The organism is Pantoea sp. VS1, assembly GCF_002207995.1.
Classification (GTDB): Bacteria; Pseudomonadota; Gammaproteobacteria; order Enterobacterales; family Enterobacteriaceae; genus Pantoea; species Pantoea dispersa.
The window spans coordinates 88,558-115,147 of sequence record NZ_NHZE01000017.1 but is presented as its reverse complement, the minus strand read 5'-3'; the positions used below and the strand labels follow the sequence as shown (position 1 = coordinate 115,147).

Annotated in this window: 23 protein-coding genes and 4 tRNA genes; 8 read left to right on the top strand and 19 right to left on the bottom strand. The window is 58.8% G+C overall.

The window, feature by feature from the left end; genetic code table 11:
• Nucleotides 1–364: 364 nt before the first annotated feature.
• Nucleotides 365–1,705 carry a glycerol-3-phosphate transporter gene (gene glpT / locus CBW22_RS10090; RefSeq protein WP_021506959.1) on the top strand — a complete coding sequence of 447 codons (1,341 nt, stop codon included), beginning with the start codon at nt 365–367 and terminating at the stop codon, nt 1,703–1,705.
• A gap of 34 nt (nt 1,706–1,739) precedes the next feature.
• Here glpT and yigL read toward each other — a convergent pair whose 3' ends face one another.
• Together yigL and pldB are read right to left on the bottom strand one after the other, a co-directional pair.
• Nucleotides 1,740–2,540, bottom strand: coding sequence for a sugar/pyridoxal phosphate phosphatase YigL (gene yigL, locus CBW22_RS10085; protein ID WP_058758117.1), 801 nt, complete (start codon nt 2,538–2,540; stop codon nt 1,740–1,742).
• 32 nt (nt 2,541–2,572) lie between these two features.
• The gene (gene pldB, locus CBW22_RS10080; protein WP_058775518.1) at nt 2,573–3,568 is read right to left on the bottom strand and encodes a lysophospholipase L2; all 996 of its coding nucleotides are present in this window, start codon (nt 3,566–3,568) and stop codon (nt 2,573–2,575) included.
• Between the two features lie 103 nt (nt 3,569–3,671).
• Here pldB and rhtB point away from each other — a divergent pair, with 103 nt between their 5' ends.
• Nucleotides 3,672–4,295 (top strand): homoserine/homoserine lactone efflux protein, encoded by a 624-nt coding sequence (gene rhtB, locus CBW22_RS10075; RefSeq protein WP_021506962.1) that lies wholly within the window; start codon nt 3,672–3,674, stop codon nt 4,293–4,295.
• An 81-nt stretch (nt 4,296–4,376) separates the two neighbouring features.
• Here the strand turns inward: rhtB and rhtC are convergent, their stop codons facing one another.
• From rhtC to pldA, 3 genes are read right to left on the bottom strand one after another with little or no spacing between them, the layout of a single operon-like run.
• Nucleotides 4,377–5,000 carry a threonine export protein RhtC gene (gene rhtC / locus CBW22_RS10070; protein ID WP_021506963.1) on the bottom strand — a complete coding sequence of 208 codons (624 nt, stop codon included), beginning with the start codon at nt 4,998–5,000 and terminating at the stop codon, nt 4,377–4,379.
• A 12-nt stretch (nt 5,001–5,012) separates the two neighbouring features.
• A complete protein-coding gene (gene recQ, locus CBW22_RS10065) occupies nt 5,013–6,836 on the bottom strand; it encodes an ATP-dependent DNA helicase RecQ (protein WP_058758115.1) in 1,824 nt (607 codons plus the stop codon).
• A gap of 20 nt (nt 6,837–6,856) precedes the next feature.
• Nucleotides 6,857–7,735, bottom strand: coding sequence for a phospholipase A (gene pldA, locus CBW22_RS10060; RefSeq protein WP_021506965.1), 879 nt, complete (start codon nt 7,733–7,735; stop codon nt 6,857–6,859).
• A 164-nt stretch (nt 7,736–7,899) separates the two neighbouring features.
• Between pldA and CBW22_RS10055 the strand changes: the two genes are divergently transcribed.
• Nucleotides 7,900–8,370, top strand: coding sequence for a thioesterase family protein (locus CBW22_RS10055; RefSeq protein WP_088516576.1), 471 nt, complete (start codon nt 7,900–7,902; stop codon nt 8,368–8,370).
• Between the two features lie 42 nt (nt 8,371–8,412).
• Nucleotides 8,413–9,312 carry an EamA family transporter RarD gene (rarD, locus tag CBW22_RS10050; protein ID WP_058771068.1) on the top strand — a complete coding sequence of 300 codons (900 nt, stop codon included), beginning with the start codon at nt 8,413–8,415 and terminating at the stop codon, nt 9,310–9,312.
• Here the strand turns inward: rarD and CBW22_RS10045 are convergent.
• The 9 genes from CBW22_RS10045 to CBW22_RS10005 all read right to left on the bottom strand — a co-directional run bounded on the left by CBW22_RS10045 (nt 9,283) and on the right by CBW22_RS10005 (nt 20,244).
• Nucleotides 9,283–10,335 (bottom strand): AbrB family transcriptional regulator, encoded by a 1,053-nt coding sequence (locus tag CBW22_RS10045; protein ID WP_058775517.1) that lies wholly within the window; start codon nt 10,333–10,335, stop codon nt 9,283–9,285. The two genes, rarD and CBW22_RS10045, sit on opposite strands and share 30 nt — an antisense overlap.
• A gap of 231 nt (nt 10,336–10,566) precedes the next feature.
• Entirely contained in the window at nt 10,567–11,520 is a 954-nt protein-coding gene (gene corA / locus CBW22_RS10040) for a magnesium/cobalt transporter CorA (protein ID WP_010617090.1), read from the bottom strand.
• Nucleotides 11,521–11,841: 321 nt separating this feature from the next.
• Nucleotides 11,842–14,004, bottom strand: a complete 2,163-nt coding sequence (gene uvrD, locus CBW22_RS10035) for a DNA helicase II (protein WP_021506969.1) — start codon at nt 14,002–14,004, stop codon at nt 11,842–11,844.
• Between the two features lie 173 nt (nt 14,005–14,177).
• Nucleotides 14,178–14,894 carry a 5-amino-6-(5-phospho-D-ribitylamino)uracil phosphatase YigB gene (gene yigB, locus CBW22_RS10030; protein ID WP_088516575.1) on the bottom strand — a complete coding sequence of 239 codons (717 nt, stop codon included), beginning with the start codon at nt 14,892–14,894 and terminating at the stop codon, nt 14,178–14,180.
• Nucleotides 14,891–15,802, bottom strand: coding sequence for a tyrosine recombinase XerC (gene xerC, locus CBW22_RS10025; protein ID WP_058781630.1), 912 nt, complete (start codon nt 15,800–15,802; stop codon nt 14,891–14,893). Before xerC ends, yigB begins: the two co-directional genes overlap by 4 nt.
• Nucleotides 15,799–16,503: a DUF484 domain-containing protein gene (locus CBW22_RS10020; RefSeq protein WP_021506972.1), complete on the bottom strand. Its 705-nt coding sequence runs from the start codon at nt 16,501–16,503 to the stop codon at nt 15,799–15,801. The genes xerC and CBW22_RS10020 overlap by 4 nt, the downstream gene beginning before the upstream one ends.
• Entirely contained in the window at nt 16,500–17,324 is an 825-nt protein-coding gene (gene dapF, locus CBW22_RS10015) for a diaminopimelate epimerase (RefSeq protein ID WP_088516584.1), read from the bottom strand. Before dapF ends, CBW22_RS10020 begins: the two co-directional genes overlap by 4 nt.
• A gap of 29 nt (nt 17,325–17,353) precedes the next feature.
• Entirely contained in the window at nt 17,354–17,560 is a 207-nt protein-coding gene (lptM, locus tag CBW22_RS10010) for an LPS translocon maturation chaperone LptM (protein WP_022548017.1), read from the bottom strand.
• Between the two features lie 125 nt (nt 17,561–17,685).
• Entirely contained in the window at nt 17,686–20,244 is a 2,559-nt protein-coding gene (locus tag CBW22_RS10005) for a class I adenylate cyclase (RefSeq protein ID WP_021506974.1), read from the bottom strand.
• 317 nt (nt 20,245–20,561) lie between these two features.
• On the opposite strand from CBW22_RS10005, the gene hemC reads away from it, so the two are divergent.
• The 4 genes from hemC to hemY are packed head-to-tail and all read left to right on the top strand — an operon-like array spanning nt 20,562 to nt 24,593.
• A complete protein-coding gene (gene hemC, locus CBW22_RS10000; RefSeq protein ID WP_031279613.1) occupies nt 20,562–21,503 on the top strand; it encodes a hydroxymethylbilane synthase in 942 nt (313 codons plus the stop codon).
• A complete protein-coding gene (gene hemD / locus CBW22_RS09995) occupies nt 21,500–22,240 on the top strand; it encodes a uroporphyrinogen-III synthase (RefSeq protein WP_088516574.1) in 741 nt (246 codons plus the stop codon). The genes hemC and hemD overlap by 4 nt, the downstream gene beginning before the upstream one ends.
• 23 nt (nt 22,241–22,263) lie before the next feature.
• Nucleotides 22,264–23,394 carry a uroporphyrinogen-III C-methyltransferase gene (hemX, locus tag CBW22_RS09990; RefSeq protein ID WP_058758109.1) on the top strand — a complete coding sequence of 377 codons (1,131 nt, stop codon included), beginning with the start codon at nt 22,264–22,266 and terminating at the stop codon, nt 23,392–23,394.
• A gap of 2 nt (nt 23,395–23,396) precedes the next feature.
• A complete protein-coding gene (hemY, locus tag CBW22_RS09985; RefSeq protein ID WP_058775512.1) occupies nt 23,397–24,593 on the top strand; it encodes a protoheme IX biogenesis protein HemY in 1,197 nt (398 codons plus the stop codon).
• A 627-nt stretch (nt 24,594–25,220) separates the two neighbouring features.
• Here the strand turns inward: hemY and CBW22_RS09980 are convergent.
• The 5 genes from CBW22_RS09980 to wecG form a co-directional block, all read right to left on the bottom strand.
• Nucleotides 25,221–25,297: transfer RNA gene (locus tag CBW22_RS09980), tRNA-Pro, on the bottom strand.
• A 36-nt stretch (nt 25,298–25,333) separates the two neighbouring features.
• Nucleotides 25,334–25,420 (bottom strand) — tRNA-Leu (locus CBW22_RS09975).
• Nucleotides 25,421–25,436: 16 nt separating this feature from the next.
• Nucleotides 25,437–25,512: transfer RNA gene (locus CBW22_RS09970), tRNA-His, on the bottom strand.
• A gap of 90 nt (nt 25,513–25,602) precedes the next feature.
• Nucleotides 25,603–25,679 (bottom strand) — tRNA-Arg (locus tag CBW22_RS09965).
• Between the two features lie 159 nt (nt 25,680–25,838).
• Nucleotides 25,839–26,573, bottom strand: coding sequence for a lipopolysaccharide N-acetylmannosaminouronosyltransferase (gene wecG, locus CBW22_RS09960; protein WP_021506979.1), 735 nt, complete (start codon nt 26,571–26,573; stop codon nt 25,839–25,841).
• Nucleotides 26,574–26,590 lie beyond the last annotated feature (17 nt).

Below are 26,590 nucleotides of genomic sequence, written 5' to 3'. Positions count from 1 at the left end.
ACAAACTACAGCGCGCTGGCGGGATAATCTGGTTGACATGTGATGAAAATAAACACGATCGCATCTTCGCTGCCCGGTCAGCAGGCACGCGTCCGCATGGCCGGTTGACCGGCGGGCGGCGATTTTTATGAGGCAGCGCGCCGTTTTCTCTGGCACAAATGCGCGAAATCCAACATTTACTGGTTTATATCGCTCTTTATTGTCATAAAACTGTAACATATGCGTCACACGTCACAGTAACTGCGCGTAACCATCACTATTCTGTGCGCGAAATGGAAAGGTTGCTTTCTGTTCGCTGTCGTACTTTTTTTGCCCCAACCTGCTGGGAATCGATAACTATATTGCGCCCTGGAGGGCCATCCTGATGTTGAGTATTTTTAAACCTGCACCACACCAGCCCCAGGTGGCGGACGATCGCGTCGATCCGCTCTATCGTCGTCTGCGCTGGCAGATCTTCTTCGGCATTTTCTTTGGCTACGCCGCCTATTATCTGGTGCGCAAAAACTTTGCGCTGGCGATGCCTTACCTGGTCGAACAAGGCTTTTCCCGCGGCGACCTTGGCTTTGCCCTCTCCGGCATCTCCATCGCCTACGGTTTTTCCAAATTCATCATGGGATCGGTCTCGGATCGCTCCAACCCGCGGGTCTTTTTGCCCGCCGGCCTGATTCTCGCCGCCGCCGTGATGCTGGTGATGGGCTTCGTGCCGTGGGCAACCTCGAGCATCATGGTGATGTTCGTGCTGCTGTTTCTGTGTGGCTGGTTCCAGGGCATGGGCTGGCCACCGTGCGGACGCACCATGGTGCACTGGTGGTCGCAGAAAGAGCGCGGCGGCATTGTGTCGGTATGGAACTGCGCGCACAACGTGGGTGGCGGCATTCCTCCGCTGCTGTTCCTGCTCGGCATGGCGTGGTTTAACGACTGGAAAGCCGCGCTCTATATGCCGGCGTTTGGTGCCATCCTCGTCGCCATCATCGCTTTTGCGCTGATGCGCGATACGCCGCAGTCGTGCGGGCTGCCGCCGATTGAGGCATGGAAGAATGACTATCCGCCGGATTATAGCGAGAACCACGAACAGGAGCTGACGGCGAAGCAGATTTTCATGCAGTACGTGCTGCCGAATAAGCTGCTGTGGTACATCGCGCTGGCCAACGTGTTCGTTTATCTGCTGCGCTACGGCATCCTCGACTGGTCACCAACCTATCTGAAAGAGGTGAAGCACTTCACGCTGGATAAATCCTCGTGGGCCTATTTCCTGTACGAATACGCCGGGATTCCGGGCACGCTGCTGTGCGGCTGGATGTCGGACAAGGTATTCCGCGGCAATCGCGGTGCCACCGGGGTGTTTTTCATGACGCTGGTGACCATCGCCACCATCATTTACTGGCTGAACCCGCCGGGCAATCCGGGCATAGATATGATCTGCATGATCGTCATTGGCTTCCTGATCTACGGTCCGGTGATGCTGATTGGTCTGCACGCGCTGGAGCTGGCACCGAAAAAAGCGGCCGGCACTGCGGCAGGCTTTACCGGTCTGTTCGGCTATCTCGGCGGATCGGTGGCAGCCAGTGCGATTGTCGGTTACACCGTGGATTTCTTCGGCTGGGACGGCGGTTTCTTAGTAATGATTGTCGGATCGGTGCTGGCGGTGGTGTTACTGCTGCTGACCATGGTCAGCGAGCATCGCCACAAGCAGCAGCAGGCATAATCTGAGCGGGCCGGTGAATACCGGCCCGTTTTATTCAGGCGAGGAATAATTTACGCAGCGTCTGCGGCACCGCATCGTCGGCGTTGCTGCCAATCACTTCCAGCGTCGGCAGGGTATCTTTCAGTCGCTGATGGGCGTTACGCATGATGCAGCCTTTGCCCGCCATACTCAGCATCTCGACATCATTCATGCCGTCGCCAAACGCGATGCACTCTTTCAGCGAATAGCCAAGCTGTTTCGCCACCGCTTCCAGCGCGTGCCCTTTCGAGACGCCGCCAGCCATCACCTCCAGACAGGTGGGCAGCGAGAAACTGACGTTAACCCGGTCACCCCAGCGCGCTTCAATCGCCTGTTCCAGCGGAACCAGATGCTCCGGATCGTCGCAGGTGAAGAACACTTTGCTGATGCCGTCGGTGGCCAGCATGCCGGGCTGATACACCTGATAGGTGAACACCGATTCCTGGAAAAACTCCGCTTCCTGCGGATTATGGCGGCTGATGTGCCACTCATCGTCGCGGTAAACGTGCGTCAGGATTTTCTCATCGTGATACTTCAGGCCATACAGCTCGCTGGCGATATCGCTGTCCAGATTGTGGCTGAACACCAGTTCGCCGTCGGCGTTGTGCACGCGCGCGCCGTTTGAGGTGATCATATACGCCGGAATGCCGAGCTTATCGCGCATCTGACCGACGTCGATGTAGTGGCGTCCGGTGGCAAAGATAAAATGCACATCGCGCGCCACCAGTTCCTGCAGCGTGGTGCGGGCAAACGGCGTCAGACGATGTTGCGGAGAAAGCAGCGTGCCATCCAGGTCGGATGCAACGATGTGGTACATGTAGGCCTCTGGTATTGATGTCTAAGAATACATTAGTCACGGTGGCGCTGATAAAAGTCGACCACCGCATTGAGCGCTTCGGCGCGCATGGCGTCTGTTTCAAACAGGATCTCGTGACGCGCGCCCTGAATGATGTAAGGCGTGGTGCCTTCCACCGCATGTCCCGCTGCCGCCATGGCTTCACAGAACAGATCCTGCGCGCGGTTATCCACCACGTCGTCTTCACTGGCCTGCAGCAGCAGAATCGGTGTCGTAATCTGCGCCACCTGATTAAGGATATGGCGTCCGGCCTGAATCCCTTCCCGCACCCAGTGATAGGTGGGGCCGCCGACGCGAATCGCCGGATCGTCGGCATAAAAGCGCAGATTGCGACGATAACGTTCGCGACTGTGCGTCAGCCGGTTAATGCCAAACGGGCTGGCGCGCCAGCGTCCGGTGCCCAGCGCGTAGCCGTCGCGCAGCGCGGGCAGCTTTTCCGCCCAGTCGAGAATGCGGTGCGCCAGAAACGGCGGCAGCGGCAGCACGATACCAAACATCGGCGCGCAAAACACCGCCGCGTGGAAGGCCTGCGGCTGACGCGCCAGAAACAGCGCCACAATTGCGCCGCCCATCGAGTGCGCCAGCACGTAGCGCTGCTGATAGTGATGGCTGACGATCTCTTTCAGATACAGCGTTTCCAGATCGTCGACATAATCGCTGAACTCCACCACGTGTCCGCGATGCGAATCGGCCAGCAGCCGGTCTGAACGCCCCTGACCGCGATGGTCGATAATCACCACATCGTAGCCGCAGTGGAACAGGTCATAGGCCAGCTCGGGGTATTTGATGTAGCTTTCAATGCGTCCAGGCACAATCAGGATGACACGGCGGTGTTGCGGTGAGGTGAAGCGCACATAGCGAATGGTCAGATTGCCCACGCCGCTGAATTCACACTCTTCACGCTGACGCCAGAAGTCGAGCAGCGGACCGGTAGCAAAGGCTGAAAAAGCGTGCTCACGTCCGAGCCAACTCTGTTTATGCTGCTGCATCCGTCCCCCTGAAAAAACGTCAAACGCGGCTCTGCACTTAATAGCGCAGCGCGATTTTCTGGCGTATTGTGTCACACTTCACTCTCTTCAGGGAATGTCACCCATGACCATTGAATGGTGGTTAACCTACCTGTTAACCACGACCATCCTCAGCCTCTCGCCTGGTTCCGGCGCGATCAACACCATGAGCACCGGCATCAGCCACGGCTATCGCGGTGCGGCAGCCTCAATTACCGGATTACAGCTGGGTCTCGCCGTGCACATTGTGCTGGTGGGCGCCGGTCTGGGCGCGCTGTTTTCGCAGTCGGTGCTGGCGTTTGAGGTACTGAAATGGGCGGGCGCGGCCTATCTGGTGTGGCTTGGCATTCAGCAGTGGCGCTCAGCGGGCGGAATCGATCTCAATGCGGTAGCCAAAGCGATGCCGCGTCGTCGTCTGTTTCAGCGCGCGCTGCTGGTGAATCTCACCAATCCGAAGAGCATTGTGTTTCTCGCCGCGCTGTTTCCGCAGTTTATCGTGCCGCACCAGCCGCAGCTGATGCAGTATCTGGTGCTCGGCGTGACCACCATCGTGGTCGACATCATTGTGATGATTGGTTACGCCACGCTGGCGACGCGCATTGCCGGCTGGATCAAAGGTCCGAAGCAGATGAAGCTGCTGAACCGGGTGTTTGGTGGCTTGTTTATGGCGGTCGGCGCACTGCTGGCCAGCGCACGTAAAATGGCGTAACGATTGGCACTGATCGTAGCGGCACGCTTTATCGCGCCCAGTTGAAACGCGCAAAAAATTGCGCCGCTACGGTTCGGGATCTTATCGGGAGATGATGAGGTGAATACCAAACCCGGCAAACAGCACGCCCGCCATACCGTCCACCCACTTCGCCATCCGCTGATACTTATCGCGCATCCACGGCAGGGCAAAAATCGCCGCCACCAGGGTAAACCAGGCAAAGGTTTCACCGACGATCAGCAGGAACAGGCCCCAGCGCTCAATCGCGCCCACATCGTTGCCCACGAACAGTGAAAACACACTGCCGAAGTAGATGATGGCTTTCGGGTTAGACAGGTTGGTGAGAAACCCTTTGAGGAAGCTCATGCCACGCTTTGGCAGCTCAACCACCGGCGCTTCCGTATGAGGTTGCTTGTGACGCTGACGCGCCGAGCGCAGCAGCTGCCAGCCCATCCACAGCAGATACAGCCCGCCACCGACCATAATGATTTCATGCAGCCACGCCATTTTCTCCAGAATCAGATGCAGGCCCATCAGCGCGACACCGGCCCAAATCACAATCCCCAGCGTAATGCCGAGCACGCCCATCATCGCCTCTTTGCGCGAGCGGCTGGCGGCGGTCTGTGAGACAAAAAAGAAGTCCGGTCCCGGACTCATCAGCGCAACCAGATGCACCAGCGCGACGGTGGCAAATAACATCAGCATGGTTTATTTCCCTTATTCTTCATCAAGATGTTCTTTGATCATCAGCAGGAACGGCTTACCGAAGCGCTCCAGTTTGCGATGACCGACCCCGTTCACGCTCAGCATCTCTGAAGCGCTGACCGGCATTTGTTCTGCCATTTCAATCAGCGTGGCGTCGTTAAACACCACGTAAGGCGGAATATTCTCTTCGTCGGCGATGGCTTTACGCAGCTTACGCAGCTTGGCAAACAGCTTGCGATCGTAATTGCCGCCGTAGACTTTTGGCGCGCTGCTGCGGCTTTTCACCGTCACGGTGCGCGGTACCGCCAGCATCAGCGGCACTTCAGCGCGCAGCACCGGGCGCGCGGCCTCGGTGAGCTGCAGCGCCGAGTGCATGGCGATGTTTTGCGTCACCATGCCCAGATGGATCAGCTGGCGCAGCACGCTGACCCAGTGCTCCTGACTCTGCTCGCGCCCGAGGCCGTACACCGGCAGTTTGTCATGGCCGTTATCGCGGATGCGCTGGTTGGTTGAGCCGCGCAAAACTTCAACAATATAGCTCATCCCAAAACGCTGCCCGGTACGATAAATGCCCGACAGCGCTTTTTGCGCTTCGACCAGACCGTCATAGCGACGCGGCGGATCGAGGCAGATATCGCAGTTGCCGCACGGCTGCTGGCGACCTTCACCAAAGTAGTTAAGCAGCACCAGACGACGGCAGGTTTGCGCCTCGGCAAACGCGCCCATGGCGTTGAGTTTGTGGCGTTCAATATCCTGCAGCGGCCCGGGCGCTTTCTCTTCCAGACACTTACGCAGCCACGCCATATCGGCCGGGTCGTACAGCATCATCGCTTCCGCCGGCAGGCCATCACGCCCGGCGCGGCCGGTCTCCTGATAGTAGGATTCGATATTGCGCGGAATGTCGAAGTGCACCACAAAACGCACGTTGGGTTTGTTGATGCCCATGCCGAACGCCACGGTCGCGACCACGATTTGCAAATCGTCACGCTGAAACGCTTCCTGCACGCGTGCGCGCTGCTCGCTGTCGATGCCGGCATGATAAGCGCCAACGCTGATGCCGCGACTCTGCAGACGCGCAGCGGTGTCTTCCACTTTGGCGCGGCTGTTACAGTAGATGATGCCGCTTTTGCCGCGCTGATCCTGCACATAGCGCAGCAGCTGCTCGGTAGGCTTAAACTTCTCCACCAGCGTGTAGCGAATGTTGGGACGGTCAAAACTGCTGATCTGAATCAGCGGATCGTGCATCTGCAGCAAATGCACGATGTCGTTACGCGTGGCTTCATCGGCGGTGGCGGTCAGCGCCATCACCGGCAGCTGCGGAATGCGCTGGCGCAGCTGACCGAGCGCGCCATATTCCGGACGGAAATCGTGGCCCCACTGCGAAATACAGTGTGCTTCATCAACGGCCAGCATCACCGGATTCCAGTGCTGCAGGGTGTCGAGGAAGTTATCCATCATCAGACGTTCCGGCGCGATGTACAGCAGCCGCAGTTTGCCGCTGCGGCAGTCCGCAAACACCTGCTGCTGCTGCTCACGCGTCTGCGTCGAGTTAAGGCACGCCGCCGCCACGCCGTTCGCCAGCAGCTGATCAACCTGATCTTTCATCAGTGAAATCAGCGGCGAAACCACCAGCGTCAACCCTTCGCGCACCAGCGCCGGGATTTGATAGCACAGCGATTTACCGCCGCCGGTCGGCATCACCACCAGACAGTCGCGCCCTGACAGCGCGGTTTCGATGATGGTTTGCTGACCCGGACGGAACTGCTGATAGCCGAAGGTATCCTGTAATACCTGCTGCGCCAGCATTTCCTGATTAAGCACTGCCGATGTTGCCACGGTAATCCTGTTTTGACTGGTTAGAACAGATCGTTAAGCGTTACGCCGACGCCAAGACGCGTCTGGCGATGGTTATAGTCAATAAGGGATTCACCATAACCGCTGAACAGCTGCGTGTAAAAGCGCACGTGTTCAGAAATCGGATAGCTCCACGCGAAGGTTGCACCGCCGTAGCCGCTATTCCAGTTGTAATTGCCTTCCACGCTGAAAATACTGTCGCCGAGCATATAGCCCAGCTTCGCGCGGTAGTAGCCCATGTATTTGGTGATGTCCGGGTTATCGTCGTTGCTGGCACTTTCCGGCAGACGATACCAGGGTTTGATTTCCGCCAGGAAGTTGCCATTCTCCGCCATCAGACGGGCGTAAGCGCGGTTCCAGCTGCGTGACGTGGGATCGCTGCGGCCATTTGACTGATGATTCAGACCCAGCTCGACGTCGCGTAATGTCCAGCCGCCCAGCGAATAGTCGGTGGCCCAGCCGAGAAAAATCTGCGGCTCATAGTTGGTTTCACGAAACGGTGATGAAGCCCCCCGGTTCGACAACTGCCACCAGGAGCGCTGAGTATACGACGCGGCCAGCACCGAGTTGTCACCCAAAATGCCGCGCCACAGCGGAAACGCCAGGCTGAGCTGGAATTTTACTTCATCCTTTTTCGCTTTGTCTGCCCAGTTGTAAGAGGAAATCGCCTCTTTATTCATGTCACTGGTGTAGGTGTAAAGCAGATAGTTATTTTCATAGGGATAAAGCACGAATGGGTTATCGTGTTTTTCCAGCAGGTTAGCGATAATACTGCCCTTCACCGCTGGTGCGTCATGAACCTCTTTCACGGTGGCTTCATCGGCCTGCGCCAGCGCAGGAACCATAAATGCCGCGGCCAGCAAGGCGTACTGCTTACGCATAGAATTCTCCAGAGCGCTGCAAAAGTTATCGTCGGGCGACGGTTCAAAAAGCACCCCATTCTACACGCAAACCCGGTGGTTGATTAGCGCGGATTTCTGAAACTGGAAAGCGGCGCGAACGCGGCATAATATACACAATTCTTTAACATCTTAAGGCAGGAAAAATGTCATCCCCGATGCTGACACAGCAGGAAGCGCGCCGGCTGATTGGCGAAATTTTTGTCTATCACATGCCGTTTAATCAGGCACTGGGCCTTGAGCTGGATCGCCTTGAAGCCGATTACGCCGAACTCGGCTTTACCAATAAAACCATGCTGGTGGGTAACGCCGCGCAGCAGATTCTGCACGGTGGCGTGATAGCCTCAGTGCTGGATGTTGCCGCCGGGCTGGTGTGCGTCAGCCATGCGCTGTCGCGCCAGCAGAGCATCAGCGAAGAGGAGCTGCGTCAGCGTCTGTCGCGCATGGGCACCATTGATATGCGCGTCGATTACCTGCGCCCGGGCCGCGGCGAGCGCTTTGTCGCCACCAGCAGCCTGCTGCGCGCCGGGAATAAAGTCGCGGTAGCGCGCGTCGAATTGCACAATCAGCAGGGCGATTACATCGCCACCGCGACTGCGACCTATCTTATTGGTTAATCTCACGCGGCCTGCCACACTCGCCGCTTTCTGGAATAGATGATGGATACGCAACAAACGCGTCAGGGCATTTTTTATGCGCTGGGCGCTTACTTTATCTGGGGCATCGCACCGGCCTACTTCAAGCTGGTCAAAGAAGTGCCTCCGACAGAAATTATGACCCACCGTGTGATTTGGTCGGCCCTGTTTATGCTGGGACTGATTACCCTGAGCCGCAGCTGGCGTCAGGTGCGCAGCGTGCTGGCCCAGCCGAAAAAAGTGCTGCTGCTGGCGCTGACCGCACTGACCATCGGCGGCAACTGGCTGCTGTTTATCTGGGCGGTGAATAATCAGCATATGCTGGAGGCCAGCCTCGGCTACTTTATCAACCCACTGATTAACGTGGTGTTTGGCATGCTGTTTCTGCGTGAGCGCTTCCGCCGTCTGCAGTGGCTAGCGGTGCTGCTGGCGGCCACCGGCGTGCTGGTACAGCTGTGGCAGTTCGGTTCGCTGCCGATCATCGGTCTCGGTCTGGCGCTGAGCTTTGCGCTGTACGGGCTGGTGCGCAAGAAGATTCAGGTTGATGCACAGAGCGGTATGCTGATTGAAACCGCGTGGCTGTTCCCGCTGGCGGCCATCTATCTGTTTGGCTTTGCTGACAGCGCCACCAGCCACCTCAGCGCTAATCCACTCAGCCTGAACCTCAAGCTGATCGCCGCCGGCATCATTACCACCATTCCGCTGATGCTGTTCGCCGCCGCCTGCGCGCGCCTGCGCCTGTCGACGGTCGGTTTCTTTCAATATCTGGGGCCGACGCTGATGTTCCTGCTGGCGGTGCTGTTTTACGGTGAGAGCCTGACGCCGGATAAAATGGTGACCTTCGGCTTCATCTGGCTGGCGCTGGCGATCTTCATTCTGGACGCGCTGCTGTTTTCAGCCCGCACGCGCGTGCGCATAGCGTGAGATAAAACGGGCCATCGCCGGGCCGGTGAGCAGAATGGTAAACAGACGCAGCGTCTGCAGCGCCATGACAAACGCGATATCGACCCGGCTGCCAGCAGCAATAATCGCCACCGTATCCAGCCCGCCCGGGCTGGTTGCCAGATAAGCGGTCATCAGATCGACGTGCAGCACGCGCGTCAGCATCCACGCCAGCCCCCCGCACAGCAGCATCAGGCCGATAATCGAGGCGATCATTTGCGGCAGCGTGCGCAGCGCCAGCAAAAAAATCGGCCGGGTAAAGCGCAGGCCAACGCTCCAGCCGATCAGCGCATAGGCCAGTGCCAGCAGCCACTCCGGCACCTGCAGCGTCGCGACCCCCGTTCCGTGCAGCGTGGCACCCATCAGCGCCGGCAGCAGCAGCGCGCCGGACGGAATACGCAGTTTCTGCCCCAGCCACGCACCCGCCACCATCACCAGCAGCGTCAGCACGAAGCCACTGTGCAGCGGCGGCAGCCAGACAATGTGGGCGGCGGCACCGCTGCTGCCGAGGCCGATGCGAGCCACCACGGCCGCGGCGGTAGCAACAAACAGTACGCGCAGATATTGCATAAACGCCACCAGCCGCACGTCGGCGCCGAAATCGCCCGCCATCGCCACCATTGCGGACGCGCCGCCCGGCGACGATCCCCACGCGCCGGTCGGTCCCGGCAGCGAGCTAAAGCGCACCAGCAGAAAACCGGACAGCCCGCTGGCCGCCAGCGTCAGCAGCAGCACCGCCAGCACCACCGGCCAGTCATCAAGCAGCGGCGAGAGGATCGCAGGCGACAGGCTCTGGCCGATCATGCAGCCCAGCACCGCCTGTGCCAGCACGAACAGCCGTTTGTCGATGCGCACGGTTGCGCCGCTCAGACCCATAATGGTACCGACAATCATCGGACCGAGCAGCAGTGCAGCCGGCAGGTGCAATAGCTGCAGCAGGCAGCCCAGCACCAGCGAAGCCGTCAGCAGCAGCGCCCACTGCTGCCGCAAAGAGAAACGCGCCATAAGGTGGAAATCAGAAAGTGAGTTAAGGCAACAGGTTAGCAGATTAGCGCTGGCGCGTCAGGGGTAAGGCGCCAGCAAAAGACCGCACGCTGTTGTAGCGGCGCAATTTATTGCGCTCAGGTTTGCGTATTAATAACGCGAATGCCACGACGCAATATGCTGAGCATCCGTTAGACAAAGCGCGATGAATCGCGCCGCTACGGTTCTGTGCGATGATGCAATGCTGTGCGATTACAGCCAGTTCTTCCGTTTGAAATAGAGATACGGCGCCAGCCCGGCGAGAATCATCAGGCCAATCGCGCCGGGATAACCAAAGCTCCACTTCAGCTCCGGCATAAACTCAAAGTTCATACCGTAGCTGGAGGCCACCAGCGTTGGCGGCAGGAACACCACGGATACCACCGAGAAGATTTTGATGATGCGGTTCTGCTCGATGTTAATAAAGCCCATCGCCGCCTGCATCAGGAAGTTAACCTTCTGGAACAGCGATTCGTTGTGCGGCAGCAGCGATTCAATGTCGCGCAGGATCTCGCGCGCCTGCTCCAGCTGATTGCCCGGCAGCCGCGCTTTTCGCACCAGGAAGTTCAGCGCACGCTGGGTATCCATCAGACACAGGCGTACTTTCCAGCCGATATCCTCCAGCTCCGCCAGGCGCGATAGCGCGTCGTCGTACTCTTCGCCCTGCTGCCCTTCCATGATCACGCGGCTGAGTTTTTCCAGCGCGCTATAGATGTTCTCAATCTCATCCGCCAGCTGCTCGATTTTGGTTTCGAACAGATCGAGCAGCAGTTCATAGGCGTTGCCGTCGGTCAGCTGCTGATTGCGCGCGCGCATGCGGTACAGGCGGAACGCCGGCAGCTCACGCTCGCGCAGTGTGTACAGGCGATCTTCGCGGATGGTAAACGCCACGGTGGAGTTGCCGGCGTGATCTTCAGCATCTTCAAAAAAGAAAAAGGAGTGGATGTGCAGGCCGTCTTCGTCTTCGAAGAAACGCGCCGAGGCCTCAATGTCCTCCAGCTCGGGACGCGTTGCCAGGCTCTGCCCCAGTTCTGACTGCACGCGCTCACGCTCGCTGTCGTCCGGCTCGATCAGATCGACCCACACCGAGGTGTTGAGTTTGTCGTTGTTGTCTTCCAGCTCGATGCGCGTCAGGCGATCGCGCTCCAGTTTAAATGCGCTCAGCATAGCAATACTCCCCATTGCAGACGACATGGGACAAGGCGGTGAACCGCAGTGCTGCTGGCACCACGGGCACGGCAAAGCCTGAACGCGGAAACTTTCGCTTCAAGGGTAAATCAGTGCTGACTCGTGCGACGGGATCAAAAAGGGAGGTCGCTGATAACCGCTAAGGCTACCCGCGTTAAAGAGGTAGCCTTAGAAATTGTCCCTGTTAACCAGGGTATAGAGCCAGCATCGACTGGGCGCGTCCAAGGCATTGTCCTCTCATGATAATAGTGCGCGCATGTTACGCTGAGACGAAAAAGTCGTCAAGGTAGCGCAACCGCGCTACACGGTTTCCAGCCGGGCGTAAGCCGCCACCAGCCACTTAATGCCCTGACCCTGGAAGGCCACCTGCAGACGGCTGTGCTCGCCGCTGCCTTCCAGATTGATAATGGTGCCTTCGCCGAACTTAGCGTGGCGCACGCGCTGCCCGAGCGCGAAGCCGCTGTCGCTCTTCGCCACTGGTGTGCCCATGCGCTGATGACTCACCGGCCGGCTCACGCTGGCGCGCAGCCGCACCTCTTCCACGCACTCTTCCGGCAGTTCACCAATGAAACGCGATGGCCGGTGATACACTTCCTTACCATAAAGGCGGCGGGTTTCGGCGTAGGTGAGCGTCAGCTTCTCCATCGCACGCGTCACGCCGACATACGCCAGGCGACGCTCCTCCTCCAGCCGGCCGCCTTCGTCCAGCGACATCTGGCTCGGGAACATGCCCTCTTCCATGCCGACGATAAACACCTGGCTGAACTCCAGCCCTTTCGCCGAGTGCAGCGTCATCAGCTGCACCGCATCCTGCCATTTGTCCGCCTGGCCTTCGCCAGCTTCCAGCGCCGCGTGCGACAGAAACGCCTGCAGCGGCATCAGATCTTCGTCTTCATCCTGATAGCTGAACTGGCGCGTGGCAGTGACCAGTTCCTCTAAGTTTTCGATACGCGCCTGGCCTTTTTCGCCCTTTTCCTGCTCGTACATCAGCCACAGGCCGGAGTCTTTAATCACCCGATCGGTCTGAACGTGCAGCGGCAGCTCAGCGGTTTCCGTCGCCAGCGCATCCACCAGCTCGCAGAAGCGCTGTAGCGCCGAGGCGGCACGGCCGGCCAGCGCTTTAGATTGCAGCAGTGCGCGCGTGGCCTGCCACAGCGTCAGCTGCTGCTCACGCGCGGTCTGTCGCACCACGTCAAGCGTGCGATCGCCAACGCCGCGCACCGGCGTGTTGACCACGCGCTCGAATGCCGCATCGTCGTTGCGGTTGGCCAGCAGCCGCAGATAGGCCAGCGCATCTTTGATCTCCTGGCGCTCGAAGAAGCGCATGCCGCCGTAAATGCGGTACGGCATGCTGCCCTGCAGCAGCGCCTCTTCCAGCACGCGCGACTGGGCGTTGCTACGGTAGAGAATGGCGCAATCCTGCAGCGCGTTGCCGTTTTCATGCCAGGTTTTGATGCGATTGACGACAAAGCGCGCTTCATCCAGCTCGTTGAACGCGCAATACAGCGAAATCTTTTCGCCGTCGCTGCCGTCGGTCCACAGCTCTTTCCCCAGGCGGCCATTGTTGTTGGCAATCAGGGCGTTGGCTGCTTTCAGAATATTATTGGTGGAGCGATAGTTCTGCTCGAGACGAATGGTCTCCGCGCCTGGGAAATCCTGCAGGAAACGCTGGATGTTCTCCACCTGCGCGCCGCGCCAGCCGTAAATGGACTGATCGTCATCGCCAACGATGATGACCCGGCCGCTGTCGCCAGCCAGCATGCGAATCCACGCGTACTGAATGTTGTTGGTGTCCTGGAATTCGTCCACCAGAATATTGCTGAAGCGCTCGCGGTAGTGATTGAGAATCTGCGGCTTGTTGAGCCACAGCTCATGCGCCCGCAGCAGCAGTTCGGCGAAGTCGACCAGCCCGGCGCGATCGCAGGCTTCCTGGTACGCCTGATAGATACGCAGCCACGTCTGCTCCACCGGATTGCCGTAGCTTTCGATGTGCTTAGGCCGCAGCCCTTCGTCCTTTTTGCCGTTGATGTACCACATGCCCTGACGCGCCGGCCACTGTTTCTCGTCGAGGTTCATGGCTTTGATCAGGCGCTTGAGCAGACGCAGCTGATCTTCGCTGTCGAGGATCTGAAAATCCTGCGGCAGCCCGGCATCCAGGTGGTGCGCGCGCAGTAAACGGTGCGCCAGGCCGTGGAAAGTACCAATCCACATGCCGCCCTGGCTGGTACCGATCAGCTGGTCGATACGGTGGCGCATCTCCGCCGCCGCCTTGTTGGTGAAGGTCACCGCCATGATTGAGTAAGGCGAGCAGTTCTCTACCGACAACAGCCAGGCGATGCGATGCACCAGCACGCGGGTTTTACCGCTGCCTGCTCCGGCCAGCACCAGCAGATTGCTGCGCGGCGCGGCGACCGCTTCGCGCTGTTTGTCATTCAAGCCGTTAAGCAGATCGGAAACGTCCATAAGCACCGTTTTAAGCAAGTAGGATGCGTATCCTGCACCGTTCGCGTTGCCGCCAGGCGGCAAGGGCAGATATCTGCGAGGGCGTAATCAGCTAAGCGATCAGGCTGGTGACACACAGCCTGCACGGCCGCGCGTTGCAGAATACAGAATACGACTGGATAAATTTACAGCCATTATAGCAGCGAGGTCAGCGATGCCAACTGATGAATTTCCACGTGTGGCAGCAGGCGCGCGTCATCAATCTGCATCAGATTGCCGTCACGCAGGTTGATCCAGCACGCCTGCAGACCGGCGCGCAGCGCACCGGCGACGTCGGTGGTCAGGTCATCGCCGACGTGCAGAATATGCTGCGGCGCAATGCCCAACCGTTCGGCGGCCAGATGGTACATATCCTGCCACGGCTTGGCGCGGCCGTGCGGACCGGCGCGCAGCGCGAACTGGAAGTAGTGATCGATGCCGAGCTTTTGCGGGTCGGCGTTGCCATTGGTGATCGCCACCAGCGGCACGCGCTCGCCGAGCCAGGCCAGCGTCTGATGCGTCTCTTCTGGCATCTCCACCGCACTGCGCCACTGATGAAACACGCTCATCACGTCGCGGGCACCTGCGCTGGCTTGCGCGGCCGGCAGTCCGGCGTTGAGCAGCGCCAGCTCTACCGAGCGGCGACGCCACTCAGAGACATCGTGATAAATTTCCGGTTCACGCAGCAGCAGTTCATCGCGCAGCGCCTGATAATCTTCCGGCGTAAACTCGCGCAGCGCCGGGTGATACGCCTGCAGTGCAGCGTGCGATTCCGCCGTGGTTTTACGGATCACCGGATAGTTGTCATATAGCGTATCGTCGAGATCGAAGGTGATGGCTTTGATCGGGCCCAGCGGGCGATAAAACTTCATTCAGACTTTCCTCGTTTGGCACGCGGGTGTGCCGCATCGTATACCGACGCCAGATGCTGGAAATCCAGGTGGGTATAGATTTGCGTGGTCGAGAGGTTGGCGTGGCCGAGCAGCTCCTGCACTGCGCGCAGATCGCCGCTCGATTCCAGCAGATGGGTAGCAAACGAGTGGCGCAGCTTATGCGGGTGGATATGGCTGGCGACGCCCTGCTTAATGCCCCATTCGGCGAAGCGTTTCTGCACATTGCGCGCCGAAATACGGCTGCCGCGCGTCGACACAAAAACCGCATCATCCTGCGGCCCGAAGCTGTTGCGTAACGGCAGCCAGTGCTGCAGCCAGGTGACGGCGGTGCCGCCAATCGGCACGCGGCGCTCTTTGCTGCCTTTACCGCGCACCCAGACTTCACCGCTCTCCAGGTCCAGATGACGGCAGTCGATGCCCACCAGTTCAGCGAGACGTAAACCGCCGCCGTACATGGTTTCCAGCATGGCGCGGTCGCGCACCGCCAGCGGATCGTCGAGGTCGATCTCCAGCAGCTGGCTGACTTCGTCGACATCCATATTTTTTGGCAGATGCCGTGCGTTGCGCGGCGTGGCGATACCTTTCGCCGGATTGGCGCTCAGCATGCCCTGACTGACCTGCCAGTCGAGAAAGCTGCGCAGCGCCGACATGCGCAGGGCCAGGCTGCTGGCACCGAGACCGCCGCGCCGGCTGCGCGCCGCCAGACTGCGCACCTGTGCCGGTTCCAGCTGCGACCACGCGGTAATGTGCATGTCATCCGCCATGGCGATAAGCGCCTGCAGCTGGCGCTGGTAATTCTTTTGCGTCAGCGGGCTGAGCTGGCGTTCGACTTTCAGATAGCGCAGAAAGCCCTCAACGGCCGGCAACAGCGGGCTGGCGCTGCTCATGCGCGCTCCACCCAGCGAGACAGCAGGTCGGGCAGCATTTGTGCCAGGTGCTGCAGCAGCAGCGTGCCCATGCCCGCCTGATAGTGCTGGTTGTCGCGGCTGCTGAAGATCAGTACGCCGAGATCGCCCTGCTCGCCCATCAGCGACATCGCCACCGATCCGACGGCTTTTGCCTGCGGCAGCAGCAGCAGCAGCTCCGGTCCGTTCAGGCTGCCAAGGTAGTGATGCTGCTGACCAAAGCGCTGGATGCGCAGCGGCTCAAACGCCTGGCGTGACAGACCAAGCTGGGTAAAATCGGAGGGTGCGCCGATGCGCCAGCGGTCGCTGAACAGCCGCACATTAGCGCCCGCCAGGCCAAGCTCGCGCGCCCAGCGATGCAGGCGCGTCAGCATCTCCTGCAGGCTATCGGCCGCCGCGAGATGGCTCTGCAACGCCAGCAGGCGATCGAACAGCTGATGATTGGCGGTTGCCTGCTCCATCAGCAGCGTAATCTCCTCTTCCAGCTGCTGGATGTGGTTGCGCTGACGCGCCATATGCCACTCCACCAGCGATACGCTGCCGCGCACCGGATGCGGCACCATCATTTGCTCAACCTGGCGCGCATTGCGAATAAAGAAATCGGGGTTGTGACGCAGCCAGGCGCTCACGGCCTGATCGTCCAGCAAAACCGCGCTGTCGGTCTGCTCTTCGATATTTTTCATAGATGAATAAACCCATCATAGACGTGTGTGGCTGGCCCGGTCATAAACAGCGGCTGACCGGCCCCTTTCCAGGCGATATGCAGCGTGCCGCCGGGCAGATCGACGCGCACTTTCTCCGCCAGAATGCCCTGCTGAATGCCGCAGGCCACTGCGGCGCAGGCGCCGCTGCCGCACGCCTGAGTTTCGCCCGCGCCGCGTTCATACACGCGCAGACGGATGTGTTCCGGATTGACCACTTCCATAAAGCCGACGTTCACGCGCTCGGGAAAGCGCTCATGGCTCTCCAGTGCCGGACCGAGCGTCACCACCGCGGCGGTTTTCACGCTTTCAACCTGAATCACGCAGTGTGGATTGCCCATTGATACCGCGCCAAACATCACGGTCTGCTCGGCCACGCGCTGCAGATAGAGGTTTTCCGCCTTGTTAGCGCGCAGCGGCACCTGCTGCGGGTCAAAGTTGGGCTCGCCCATGTTAACGCGTACCAGCTCATCGCTGGTGACGCTCAGTACCATGCGGCCGGTCTGAGTGCTGACGCGAATGTCGCTTTTATTGGTCAGCCCTTTGAGGCGAACAAAGCGGGCAAAACAGCGCGCGCCGTTGCCGCACTGTGCCACTTCGCTGCCGTCAGCGTTGAAGATGCGGTAGTGGAAATCGAGATCCGGATCGTAAGGTGGCTCGACGATCAGCAACTGATCGAAGCCGATCCCCAGATGCCGATCCGCCAGGCGGCGAATCAGTTCCGGCGAAAAAAAGACGTTTTGCGTCACGGCATCGACGACCATAAAGTCGTTACCGAGACCGTGCATTTTCGAGAACTGCATTTTCTGCTCCGCCGGATGACTCATCGGGTTTAATTCGCCTGCACGCCAGCCGGTTTGCTGGTGACCAGGCCGCTGGTATCCGCATCCTGTGCCGCTTTCTGCTGCTGCTCAGTCACCGGCTGATTTTTCTGTTGCGGCCGATCGTTGGGCGGGAAATACAGCGGTCCTTTCAGGCCACAGCCTACCAGGCTGACCAGTGCCAGCGCCATACCCAGCTGGCTCATCACTCGTATCATTCTGTCTGCTCTTTTTATCCAAATCCCAGCTGCTTATCATCGCAGTTGACGTTGTAAAAGCAACAGGAAATATCCGGCAGAAGGTTCAGAAACGGGGGCAGGCCACTGCGTGCAGCGCAGCGGCTTTAGTGCATCTGGTAGCGCGGCTGGAAGTCGCCGTTGTCGTTGTCCGGCTGGGTGGCGCACAGCTGCGTCAGCGTCTGGCTGCGGAACGGAATCACCTGGAAGCGATCGCCGGCGTGCACAATCTGATAGAACTGCGGCAGGTTGAAATTGATAAAACTCGAGCCGTAGGTAAAGCGATCGTGCGACGACGAATAGAAGCGGCTGACGTCACGCACCAGCTCCTCTTTGCTGCCTTCGCAATGGTGATACACCTCAACCCGGTTGCTTTCATCGAGGATATAGATGTTGAAGCCGCGATCGTCACTGGTGTCTTCAAAGAAGAACTGAATGATGCCTTCGCTGGCGTAGCCGTTGACCACCGGCGGCAGCGGCGTCTGGTTCGATTCAACTTTGATCGACAAACCGTGCAGCTTGTTGTTGGAAATCGCGCCGTAAAACTCGACCGCGTTTTCCAGCTTCTGCACCGAGACGCTCATGCGCTCGAAAAACAGCCCCCAGGTCTGACCGGCCATGCGCAGCGCTTTAAAGCGGCCCGGCTCCTGACGCGTGCTCGACAGGCGCAGCTCAATGCATTCCGACACCAGCTGCTGCACGCGGGTACGAATCAGACCGCGCAGATGCTGGCTGTAGCAGAATACTTCTACCGTGTCCGGCGGTGCGGCGTCCTGATGCATTTTGCCCAGAATGGTTTTCAGCGCTTCAATCATCGCCTGCTCGCCGCTGAAGTGCAGCGTACGCACTTCGTTCCACGAGTTGCGGTACAGCAGATCGATGCTGCCGATCAGGCACTGCTGCTGCTGGCCAAAGCTAAATACATCCAGCTTACGGAAGTCGAAGTGCACTACCTGATTGCGGAACGCCGAGGTCGGATCGTGTTCGAGGTTAACGATGATCGCCAGATGCCGGATTTCGCACGGGCTGTAGAGCGCTTTCGGCGTCGGTGCCGGCAGGCGCAGCGGGAAGTGGCTGGAGACATCGTTGACCAGCTCCTGCAGGCGCGGCAGATCGCAGAATTCGTTGCCCTTAATGTGCAGACGGGTTTTGCGCGTCAGCAGTCCGTTAAACCACGCCCATGCCACTAACTTGTTGAGATAGCGGTTATATTCCAGCGGCTGATGGCTGATGATTGAACTCATGTCCGGCGACTGGTTATACAGATACCATCCGGCACGATTGGCGCGCCCGGCCGGCACATGAATAAAGGTCAGGTTCTCTTCCGACAGATCGGGCGAGATTTGCGGGTTCACCAGCGTGACTTTGCCCGGCAGCGCTTCAAACGCGGCGTACAATTTACGCGTCAGCACGCCGATGTCCTGCGGGCTGGCGCTGACGCTTAAATTGTTGCGACGGGCAAAACGGATCAGGTTGCGATAGCTCTGCATCATCGCATCCAGCAGCTCGTTGTGCGCCTCGCGCACCCGTTCGATTTTCCACTGCGCGCGATTATCCAGCACCGCCAGCTTCTCATCGTCCCAGCCCCACTCTTTCACCAGCTGCGACAGAATTTCACGCCGCCAGCCCGCGCGCGGATGCTGCTCCTCGCTGGAGAGTTTTTCGCACACTTTGAGGTAAAAACAGCGGCGCACCAGGTCGAGGCGCGCGGTGTCATCGACGCTGGTCAGATAGCGCGTCACGCGCTCCAGCATCATGCAGTAGGGATCGAGACCGAAGCAGACAATTTCGCCGTCGTGCAGCCGCTGTTTGATATCCATTGCCAGCAGCTGCGTGTTCGGGTATTCCCAGCTGTAAGCTTCCAGCAGCAGGGTTTTCAGCACCGCTTTGTACGGCGAATCGATACTTTTATACAGCTGCCACAGGCTGGCACCGAAATACTCTTCCGCCGACAGCGTGCCGAGACCGCCGAGATCCAGCCACTCATTCGGCGTCAGCACGCCTTGTGAATAGAGCGACATCACGTAATCGTCGTAGTGATGTTCTTCTTCGCCAGGCACCATGTTCCACAGAATGCGTTTCCCCGCCATGCGCACGGCGGTACGGTAGAACTCATCCAGCAGTAAAATATGTTGGGTAGAACCGCAGTCCTCACCGCCGAGGCTGCCGCTCTCATTATGGCGGAAGCGGTTTTCGTCGATCAGGAAGAAGCTGACTTCCACACCCAGCGACACACACCATTTTTGCAGGAGCGTACACTTGCGCTGCAGATTGAGACGCTCTTCGTTATCCAGCCATGACTGATGGCATACCCAGATGTCGAGATCGGAGACGCTGTTCTGGCCGACGGACGAGGTGCTGCCCATCGAGTAGATGCCGGTGATAGGCAGTTCGCCCTTCACCGCGCTGCTGAGGTCGAGCGGATGGTCGCCCGCTAACTGTTGCAGCAGCTGCTGCTGGTTTTCATCAGGCGCAAAGAAGCTGACGCCATGGGGAACGCTACCTTCAAGGTAACCCGGCATCAGCGGATGATGATAATGCAGTAATGTTGGCAGCAGACTGTAGACGTGCTGGAAAGCAGGTCCCATGGCAGCCAGTGCGCGATCTACACGCAGCTGGTTAATCGCATCCAGTCTCTGTTTCAGTGTCTCAATGTAGAGGTACAAGACGTTTCGCCTGATTGTCCCAGTGTTAAGCACCCTGTTTCCAAAATCTGCCGCTTAATAATAAAGATGTCGGGCAAATTATTGCTGGAAACGTGATCAATCTAACACCTGGAAGATTGACCGTAAAGAAAGTTGCGCTACCTGACAGTTTAGCACGTTCCAAACGTAGCCCTGCATTTTCGGACTCCAGCCTCAGAATCTGACGCCGTAAAAAGCGGGCTCGGGTCTGAGATTGCAGCCTGGTCAATCCGTTGAAACTGACAGCATTCCCCTATCAATGATAGGATAATCGATGAACGATCAAAATGGTTAACAGCATGTTAAACAAAATTTTCAGAATTGCTACCAGGCAAAGCCCGCTTGCCTTGTGGCAGGCACAATATGTCCAACAGCGCCTGATGGCTGCGCATCCCGGCTTGCAGGTTGAGCTGGTGCCGATGGTCACCAAAGGTGATGTCATCCTTGATACGCCGCTGGCGAAAGTGGGTGGCAAAGGACTGTTTGTCAAAGAGCTTGAGCTGGCGATGCTGGAAAACCGTGCCGATATGGCGGTGCATTCCATGAAAGATGTGCCGGTCGATTTTCCCGACGGTCTGGGACTGGTGACCATCTGCGAGCGCGAAGATCCGCGCGACGCGTTCGTCTCGAATCATTATTCCTCGATTGACGCGCTGCCACAGGGCGCGGTGGTCGGCACGTCCAGCCTGCGTCGCCAGTGCCAGATCAGCGCACGGCGCCCGGATCTGGTGATCCGCTCGCTGCGCGGTAACGTCGGTACGCGTCTCAGCAAACTGGACGCCGGCGAGTATGACGCCATCATTCTTGCTGCCGCCGGGCTGAAACGCCTTGGACTGGAAGATCGCATTCGCCAGGCGCTGCCGGCGGAGTTTTCCCTGCCGGCGGTGGGCCAGGGCGCGGTCGGCATTGAGTGCCGCCTCGACGATCAGCCGTTAATTACGCTGCTGCAGGCGCTGAACCACAGCGACACCGCCGTCTGCGTGCGCGCCGAGCGCGCCATGAATACCCGTCTCGAAGGCGGCTGTCAGGTGCCGATCGGCAGTTTTGCCGTGCTGGAAGATGATCAGCTGTGGCTGCGCGGCCTGGTCGGTGCGCCGGATGGCAGCCAGATGGTGGTGGGCGAACGTCGCGGCCCGCGTGAACAGGCCGAACAGATGGGGATCTCGCTGGCCGAAGAGCTGCTGGACGGCGGCGCGCGTGACATTCTGCGTGAAGTTTATCAGGGACAGCCGCCCGCATGACTATCCTCGTGACCCGTCCGGAACCCGCCGCCAGCGAACTGGTCGCGCGCCTGCGCAGCCAGGGCAAACTGGCGTGGTCGTTTCCGCTGATTGAATTCACGCCGGGTCGCGATCTCTCTCAACTGCCGCTAAAGCTGGCTGCCCTGCAGCCCGGTGACCTGGTATTTCTGCTGTCGCAGCAGGTGGTGCACTTTGCCCAGCCCGCTTTACAGCAGCAGCGCAGCGCGTGGCCGGCATTTCTCGACTATTATGCCATTGGTCGCAGCACCGCGCTGGCGCTGCACACCGTCAGTAATCTGAAAGTTGACTATCCGCATGCGCGGGAAACCAGCGAAGAGCTGGTGCGGCTGAATCGCCTGCAGCAGGTCAGGGGCAAGCGTGCGCTGATTCTGCGCGGCAGTCCGGGCCGTGAACTGCTGGCGGAGACGCTGATCGCCCGCGGCGCGGACGTGCAATACTGTGAGTGCTATCAGCGCTGTGAAAAGCAGTACGACGGCGCGATTGAAGGCCGTCGCTGGCGCGATCGCGGTATTACCACGCTGGTGGTGACCAGCGGTGAAATGTTACAACAACTGTTTGCGCTGTTTCCGCCAATCGATCGGCGGGAATGGCTGCTGCACTGTCGACTACTGGTCGTCAGTGAACGTTTGGCTACCCAGGCCGCCGAATTAGGCTGGCAGGAGATTGAGGTAGCCGATGGTGCGGATAACGACGCGCTGCTGCGTGCGTTACGCTGAACTTAACATTGGGATGAGCCACAATGACGGAACAAAAAGACTCCTCCGCCATGGTTGAAGAAACCACCCCTGCGGACACTTCCCCGACGCCAGCCAGCCAGCCGCCTCGCGCGAAAAAGAGCGACGGCAAGGTGCTGAGCGCGGTGGCAATTGTCATTGCACTGGCGATTGGCGCGGGACTTTACCTGAATGGGAAACACCAGGCCGACTTACAGGCTCAGACTAACCAGAACCTGAGCGAGCAGCTGAGCGCCCTGCAGCAGCAACTGGGCAGCGATAAACAACAGCTCTCGCAGCAGCTGGCGGACGCCAATACCGCGCTGCAGGAAGCGCGCAGCCAGCAGGATAACAGCGCCAAAGAGCTGGAGACGCTGCGTGAAAAAGTGGCCACTATTTCCGGCAACGATACCCGCACCTGGCTGCTGGCGCAGGCCGACTACCTCGTCAAACTGGCGGGTCGCAAACTGTGGAGCGATCAGGACGTCACCACCGCGGCAGCGCTGCTGAAAAGCGCGGACACCAGCCTGGCGGAGATGAACGATCCCAGCATCATGAACGTGCGCCGCGCGCTGACCCAGGACATCAGTTCACTGGCGGCGGTCAGCCAGGTAGACTACGACGGCATCATCCTCAAGCTGAACCAGTTGTCGAACGGCGTGGATAATCTGCGTCTGGCCGATAACGACAGCGATGAGTCGCCGATGGATGCCGACAGCGGTGAGCTCTCCAGCTCGCTGCACGAGTGGCGTCAGAATCTGGTGAAGAGCTGGCACAACTTCATGGATGATTTCATCACCATCCGCCGCCGCGATAATACCGCGCAGCCGCTGCTGGCACCGAATCAGGATGTTTATCTGCGCGAAAACATCCGTTCACGTCTGCTGATTGCCGCGCAGGCGGTGCCGCGCCATCAGGATGAAATCTACAAACAGTCCATCGATGCGGTATCCACCTGGGTGCGTGCCTGGTACGACACTAACGATGCGGCAACCAAAGCCTTCCTCGCCCAGCTCGACGAGCTGAGTCAGCAAAGTATTTCGATGGACGTGCCGGACACGCTGGAGAGCCAGGCGCTGCTGGAAAAACTGATGCAAACGCGCGTGCGCAATCTGCTGGCGCAGCCATCGGCTGCGGCTGATCAACAGGGAGGCTAACCATGCTGAAAGTATTGGTGCTTTTCCTGCTGCTGATTGCCGGCATTGTGCTGGGACCGATGGTTGCCGGCCATCAGGGCTACGTGCTGATCCAGACCGATAACTGGAACATTGAGACCAGCGTCACCGGTCTGGCCATCATCCTGATTCTCAGCCTGCTGGTGATTCTGCTGGTCGAATGGATTCTGCGTCGCCTGTTCCGCACCGGCGCCCGCACCCGCGGCTGGTTCACCGGGCGGAAACGTCGCAGCGCCCAGCGTCACACGCAAAGCGCGCTGATGAAGCTGGCGGAAGGTGATTACCGTCAGGTAGAAAAGCTGCTGTCAAAGAATGCCGATCACGCCGATCAGCCGGTGGCGAACTATCTGCTGGCGGCGGAAGCAGCGCAGCAGCGCGGCGATGAAATCCGCGCTAACCAGCATCTGGAGCGCGCCTCTGAGCTCTCCGAGAACGATACCATTCCGGTTGAGATCACCCGCGTGCGCCTGCAGCTGGCGCGTAACGAAGATCACGCCGCACGTCACGGTATTGATCGCCTGCTGGAAGTGGCGCCGCGCCATCCGGAAGTGCTGCGTCTGGCCGAGCAGGCTTATATCCGCACCGGCGCCTGGGGCGCACTGCTGGATATCCTGCCCTCTATGCAGAAGGCGCAGATTAACGATGAGAACCAGCGTAACGCGCTGCAGCAGCAGGCATGGCTGGGTCTGATGAATCAGGCCATGGCCGATCAGGGCAGCGAAGGCCTGAAAAAATGGTGGCAGAACCAGAGTCGCAAAACCCGCCAGGAGACCGCGCTGCAGGTGGCGATGGCTGAGCATTTGATCGAATGCGACGATCCGGACACCGCGCAAAGCATCGTGCTGGAAGGGCTGAAGCGTCAGTATGACGATCGGCTGGTGCTGCTGATGCCGCGCATCAAAAGCGGTGACCCGCAGGCGCTGGAGAAAGCGCTGCGTCAGCAGATTAAGCAGCACGGCGCCACGCCGCTGTTGCACAGCACGCTCGGCCAGCTGCTGATGCGCCACGGTGAATGGCAGCAGGCCGCAGAAGCCTTCCAGCAGGCGCTGGCACAGCGTCCCGATGGCTTTGACTACGCCTGGCTGGCGGACGTTTACGATCGCCTGCATCGCCCGGAAGACGCGGCTAAAATGCGTCGCGAAGGTCTGTTACTGACGCTGAAGAACAATCCTGGCGCCTGATTTTACTGTTGTTATTTTTGTGCACGCCGGGCCAGTCCCGGCTTTTTTTTGCCTGAAAGAAAGTGCAGTGAATACGGCATCAATCCGTGAACGGCAGATAAAAAAACACCTGCCAGAAGCAGGTGTAAGATCAGGTCGGTAAGACAACTGATGGTATCCGACTCAACGTAATGTCCTTCTTACTGCAGTAGCGCGTGTACGTTACTGCCAGCTGGACAACGGATACCGTAAGGGGCTCTGCATCATTCCCAGGTTTATGTTGCATCCGCAAACATAAGAGGTGGAATGAGCATCTACGCAGAGATTATTGCACAAAGCGTGCCAGAATGGCATGAGTCACGGGAAGTTATTTTATATCAGTCAGTTAGATAATCTCTGCCAGCTAACAGCGGTTACGATGTCGCGAAAACGCGACAGACCGGTTTAAAGCTGTCTCCGCTGAGCGACATGCTGTGCAAGGAAAGGTAAGGCTGTTGAAAATCAGCAGGTTATATGTCGCGGAATAGCGACAACTCCCCCGACTGCTTTTCCTTCGCAGCGCTCGGCTCAAACCTCCTTCGGAGGTTCTCATCCTCTTTTGCTGCGAACGAAAAAAGCCCGCTTTTTGCAAAGCGGGCTTTTCGAATATGGTCGGCGAGAGAGGATTCGAACCTCCGACCCACTGGTCCCAAACCAGTTGCGCTACCAAGCTGCGCTACTCGCCGATTTTGTACTGCCTGTTACTGCTTACTTGTTTTGCCTGGTGCGAAGAGAGGGACTTGAACCCTCACGTCCGTAAGAACACTAACACCTGAAGCTAGCGCGTCTACCAATTCCGCCACCTTCGCATGTCCCAGCAAAATCTGGGGTGGCTAATGGGACTCGAACCCACGACAACTGGAATCACAATCCAGGGCTCTACCAACTGAGCTATAGCCACCATAATTCTGGTGCGTAAGCGTAACCGCTTACTTAATGCACTGCATAACGCGGTTAAACCAACCACCGAAGCTCTTGCGCACAAACTAAATGGCGCGCCCGACAGGATTCGAACCTGAGACCTCTGCCTCCGGAGGGCAGCGCTCTATCCAGCTGAGCTACGGGCGCGTAGCGCCGTTGCGGATGGGCATACTACGTATTTGACTCCAGGCTGTCCAGTGCTTTTTCATAAAAAAATCGCGTTTGCTTACGCTTTGTGCATTCCGTCGATAAATAACGCAATTTGCCTGCTTAACCTGCCGGAATTACAGCACTATTCCTGCCGCGTTACAGATCGCCGCGCCAGTGATAGCGTAAATATTTCAGCAGTTTTAACTGACGACGCCAGCGTGATGGCTGACGTATCAGGCGATACAGCCACTCCAGCCCTAATTGCTGCCAGATGCGTGGCGCACGCGTGACGTGGCCGGTAAAGACGTCATAGGTGCCGCCGACGCCCATATACAGCGCGTGCGGCCAGTGTTCGCGGCAGTCGCGCATCAGCAGCTCCTGGCGCGGCGATCCCTGCGCCACGGTCACAATCTGTGCCCCGCTGGCGGCGATGCGCGCAAATAGCGCCTCGCGTTCGGCAGGGGCGAAGTAGCCATTCTGGCTGCCCACAATGTTGACGTTCCACTGACGGCGTAATTTATCGCAGGTTTCCTGCAGCACCTGCTCACGCCCGCCGATTAAAAACACCGGAATACCGCTGCGGCCCGCCTGTTCCATCAGCGCTTCCCACAGATCGGCGCCGGCGATGCGGTTCACCGTTAGCTGCGGGTATTTTTTACGCAGCGAACGCACAATGCTGATGCCGTCCGGGTATTTGATCTCCGCGGCGGCGATCAGCGCGCGCAGCTGGGCATCCTCTTCCAGCGTCAGCATCTTTTCAGCGTTGATCGCCACCAGTGTGCCGCTGCGCGGCTTGCCGTCCGGCAGCAGAAAGTGAAGAAAGCTCGCCATATCGGCGAAAGCGTGTAAATCGATGCCGCGCAGGGTATAACGCGGATGATCGGTTTCCATGGTCGGTATTTCCCGTC

Coding starts and splice junctions, on each gene's coding strand:
- glpT (WP_021506959.1), top strand. CDS start 365: ATGTTGAGTATTTTTAAACCTGCACCACACCAGCCCCAGGTGGCGGAC.
- yigL (WP_058758117.1), bottom strand. CDS start 2,540: ATGTACCACATCGTTGCATCCGACCTGGATGGCACGCTGCTTTCTCCG.
- pldB (WP_058775518.1), bottom strand. CDS start 3,568: ATGCAGCAGCATAAACAGAGTTGGCTCGGACGTGAGCACGCTTTTTCA.
- rhtB (WP_021506962.1), top strand. CDS start 3,672: ATGACCATTGAATGGTGGTTAACCTACCTGTTAACCACGACCATCCTC.
- rhtC (WP_021506963.1), bottom strand. CDS start 5,000: ATGCTGATGTTATTTGCCACCGTCGCGCTGGTGCATCTGGTTGCGCTG.
- pldA (WP_021506965.1), bottom strand. CDS start 7,735: ATGCGTAAGCAGTACGCCTTGCTGGCCGCGGCATTTATGGTTCCTGCG.
- CBW22_RS10055 (WP_088516576.1), top strand. CDS start 7,900: ATGTCATCCCCGATGCTGACACAGCAGGAAGCGCGCCGGCTGATTGGC.
- rarD (WP_058771068.1), top strand. CDS start 8,413: ATGGATACGCAACAAACGCGTCAGGGCATTTTTTATGCGCTGGGCGCT.
- CBW22_RS10045 (WP_058775517.1), bottom strand. CDS start 10,335: ATGGCGCGTTTCTCTTTGCGGCAGCAGTGGGCGCTGCTGCTGACGGCT.
- corA (WP_010617090.1), bottom strand. CDS start 11,520: ATGCTGAGCGCATTTAAACTGGAGCGCGATCGCCTGACGCGCATCGAG.
- uvrD (WP_021506969.1), bottom strand. CDS start 14,004: ATGGACGTTTCCGATCTGCTTAACGGCTTGAATGACAAACAGCGCGAA.
- yigB (WP_088516575.1), bottom strand. CDS start 14,894: ATGAAGTTTTATCGCCCGCTGGGCCCGATCAAAGCCATCACCTTCGAT.
- xerC (WP_058781630.1), bottom strand. CDS start 15,802: ATGAGCAGCGCCAGCCCGCTGTTGCCGGCCGTTGAGGGCTTTCTGCGC.
- CBW22_RS10020 (WP_021506972.1), bottom strand. CDS start 16,503: ATGAAAAATATCGAAGAGCAGACCGACAGCGCGGTTTTGCTGGACGAT.
- dapF (WP_088516584.1), bottom strand. CDS start 17,324: ATGCAGTTCTCGAAAATGCACGGTCTCGGTAACGACTTTATGGTCGTC.
- lptM (WP_022548017.1), bottom strand. CDS start 17,560: ATGATACGAGTGATGAGCCAGCTGGGTATGGCGCTGGCACTGGTCAGC.
- hemC (WP_031279613.1), top strand. CDS start 20,562: ATGTTAAACAAAATTTTCAGAATTGCTACCAGGCAAAGCCCGCTTGCC.
- hemD (WP_088516574.1), top strand. CDS start 21,500: ATGACTATCCTCGTGACCCGTCCGGAACCCGCCGCCAGCGAACTGGTC.
- hemX (WP_058758109.1), top strand. CDS start 22,264: ATGACGGAACAAAAAGACTCCTCCGCCATGGTTGAAGAAACCACCCCT.
- hemY (WP_058775512.1), top strand. CDS start 23,397: ATGCTGAAAGTATTGGTGCTTTTCCTGCTGCTGATTGCCGGCATTGTG.
- wecG (WP_021506979.1), bottom strand. CDS start 26,573: ATGGAAACCGATCATCCGCGTTATACCCTGCGCGGCATCGATTTACAC.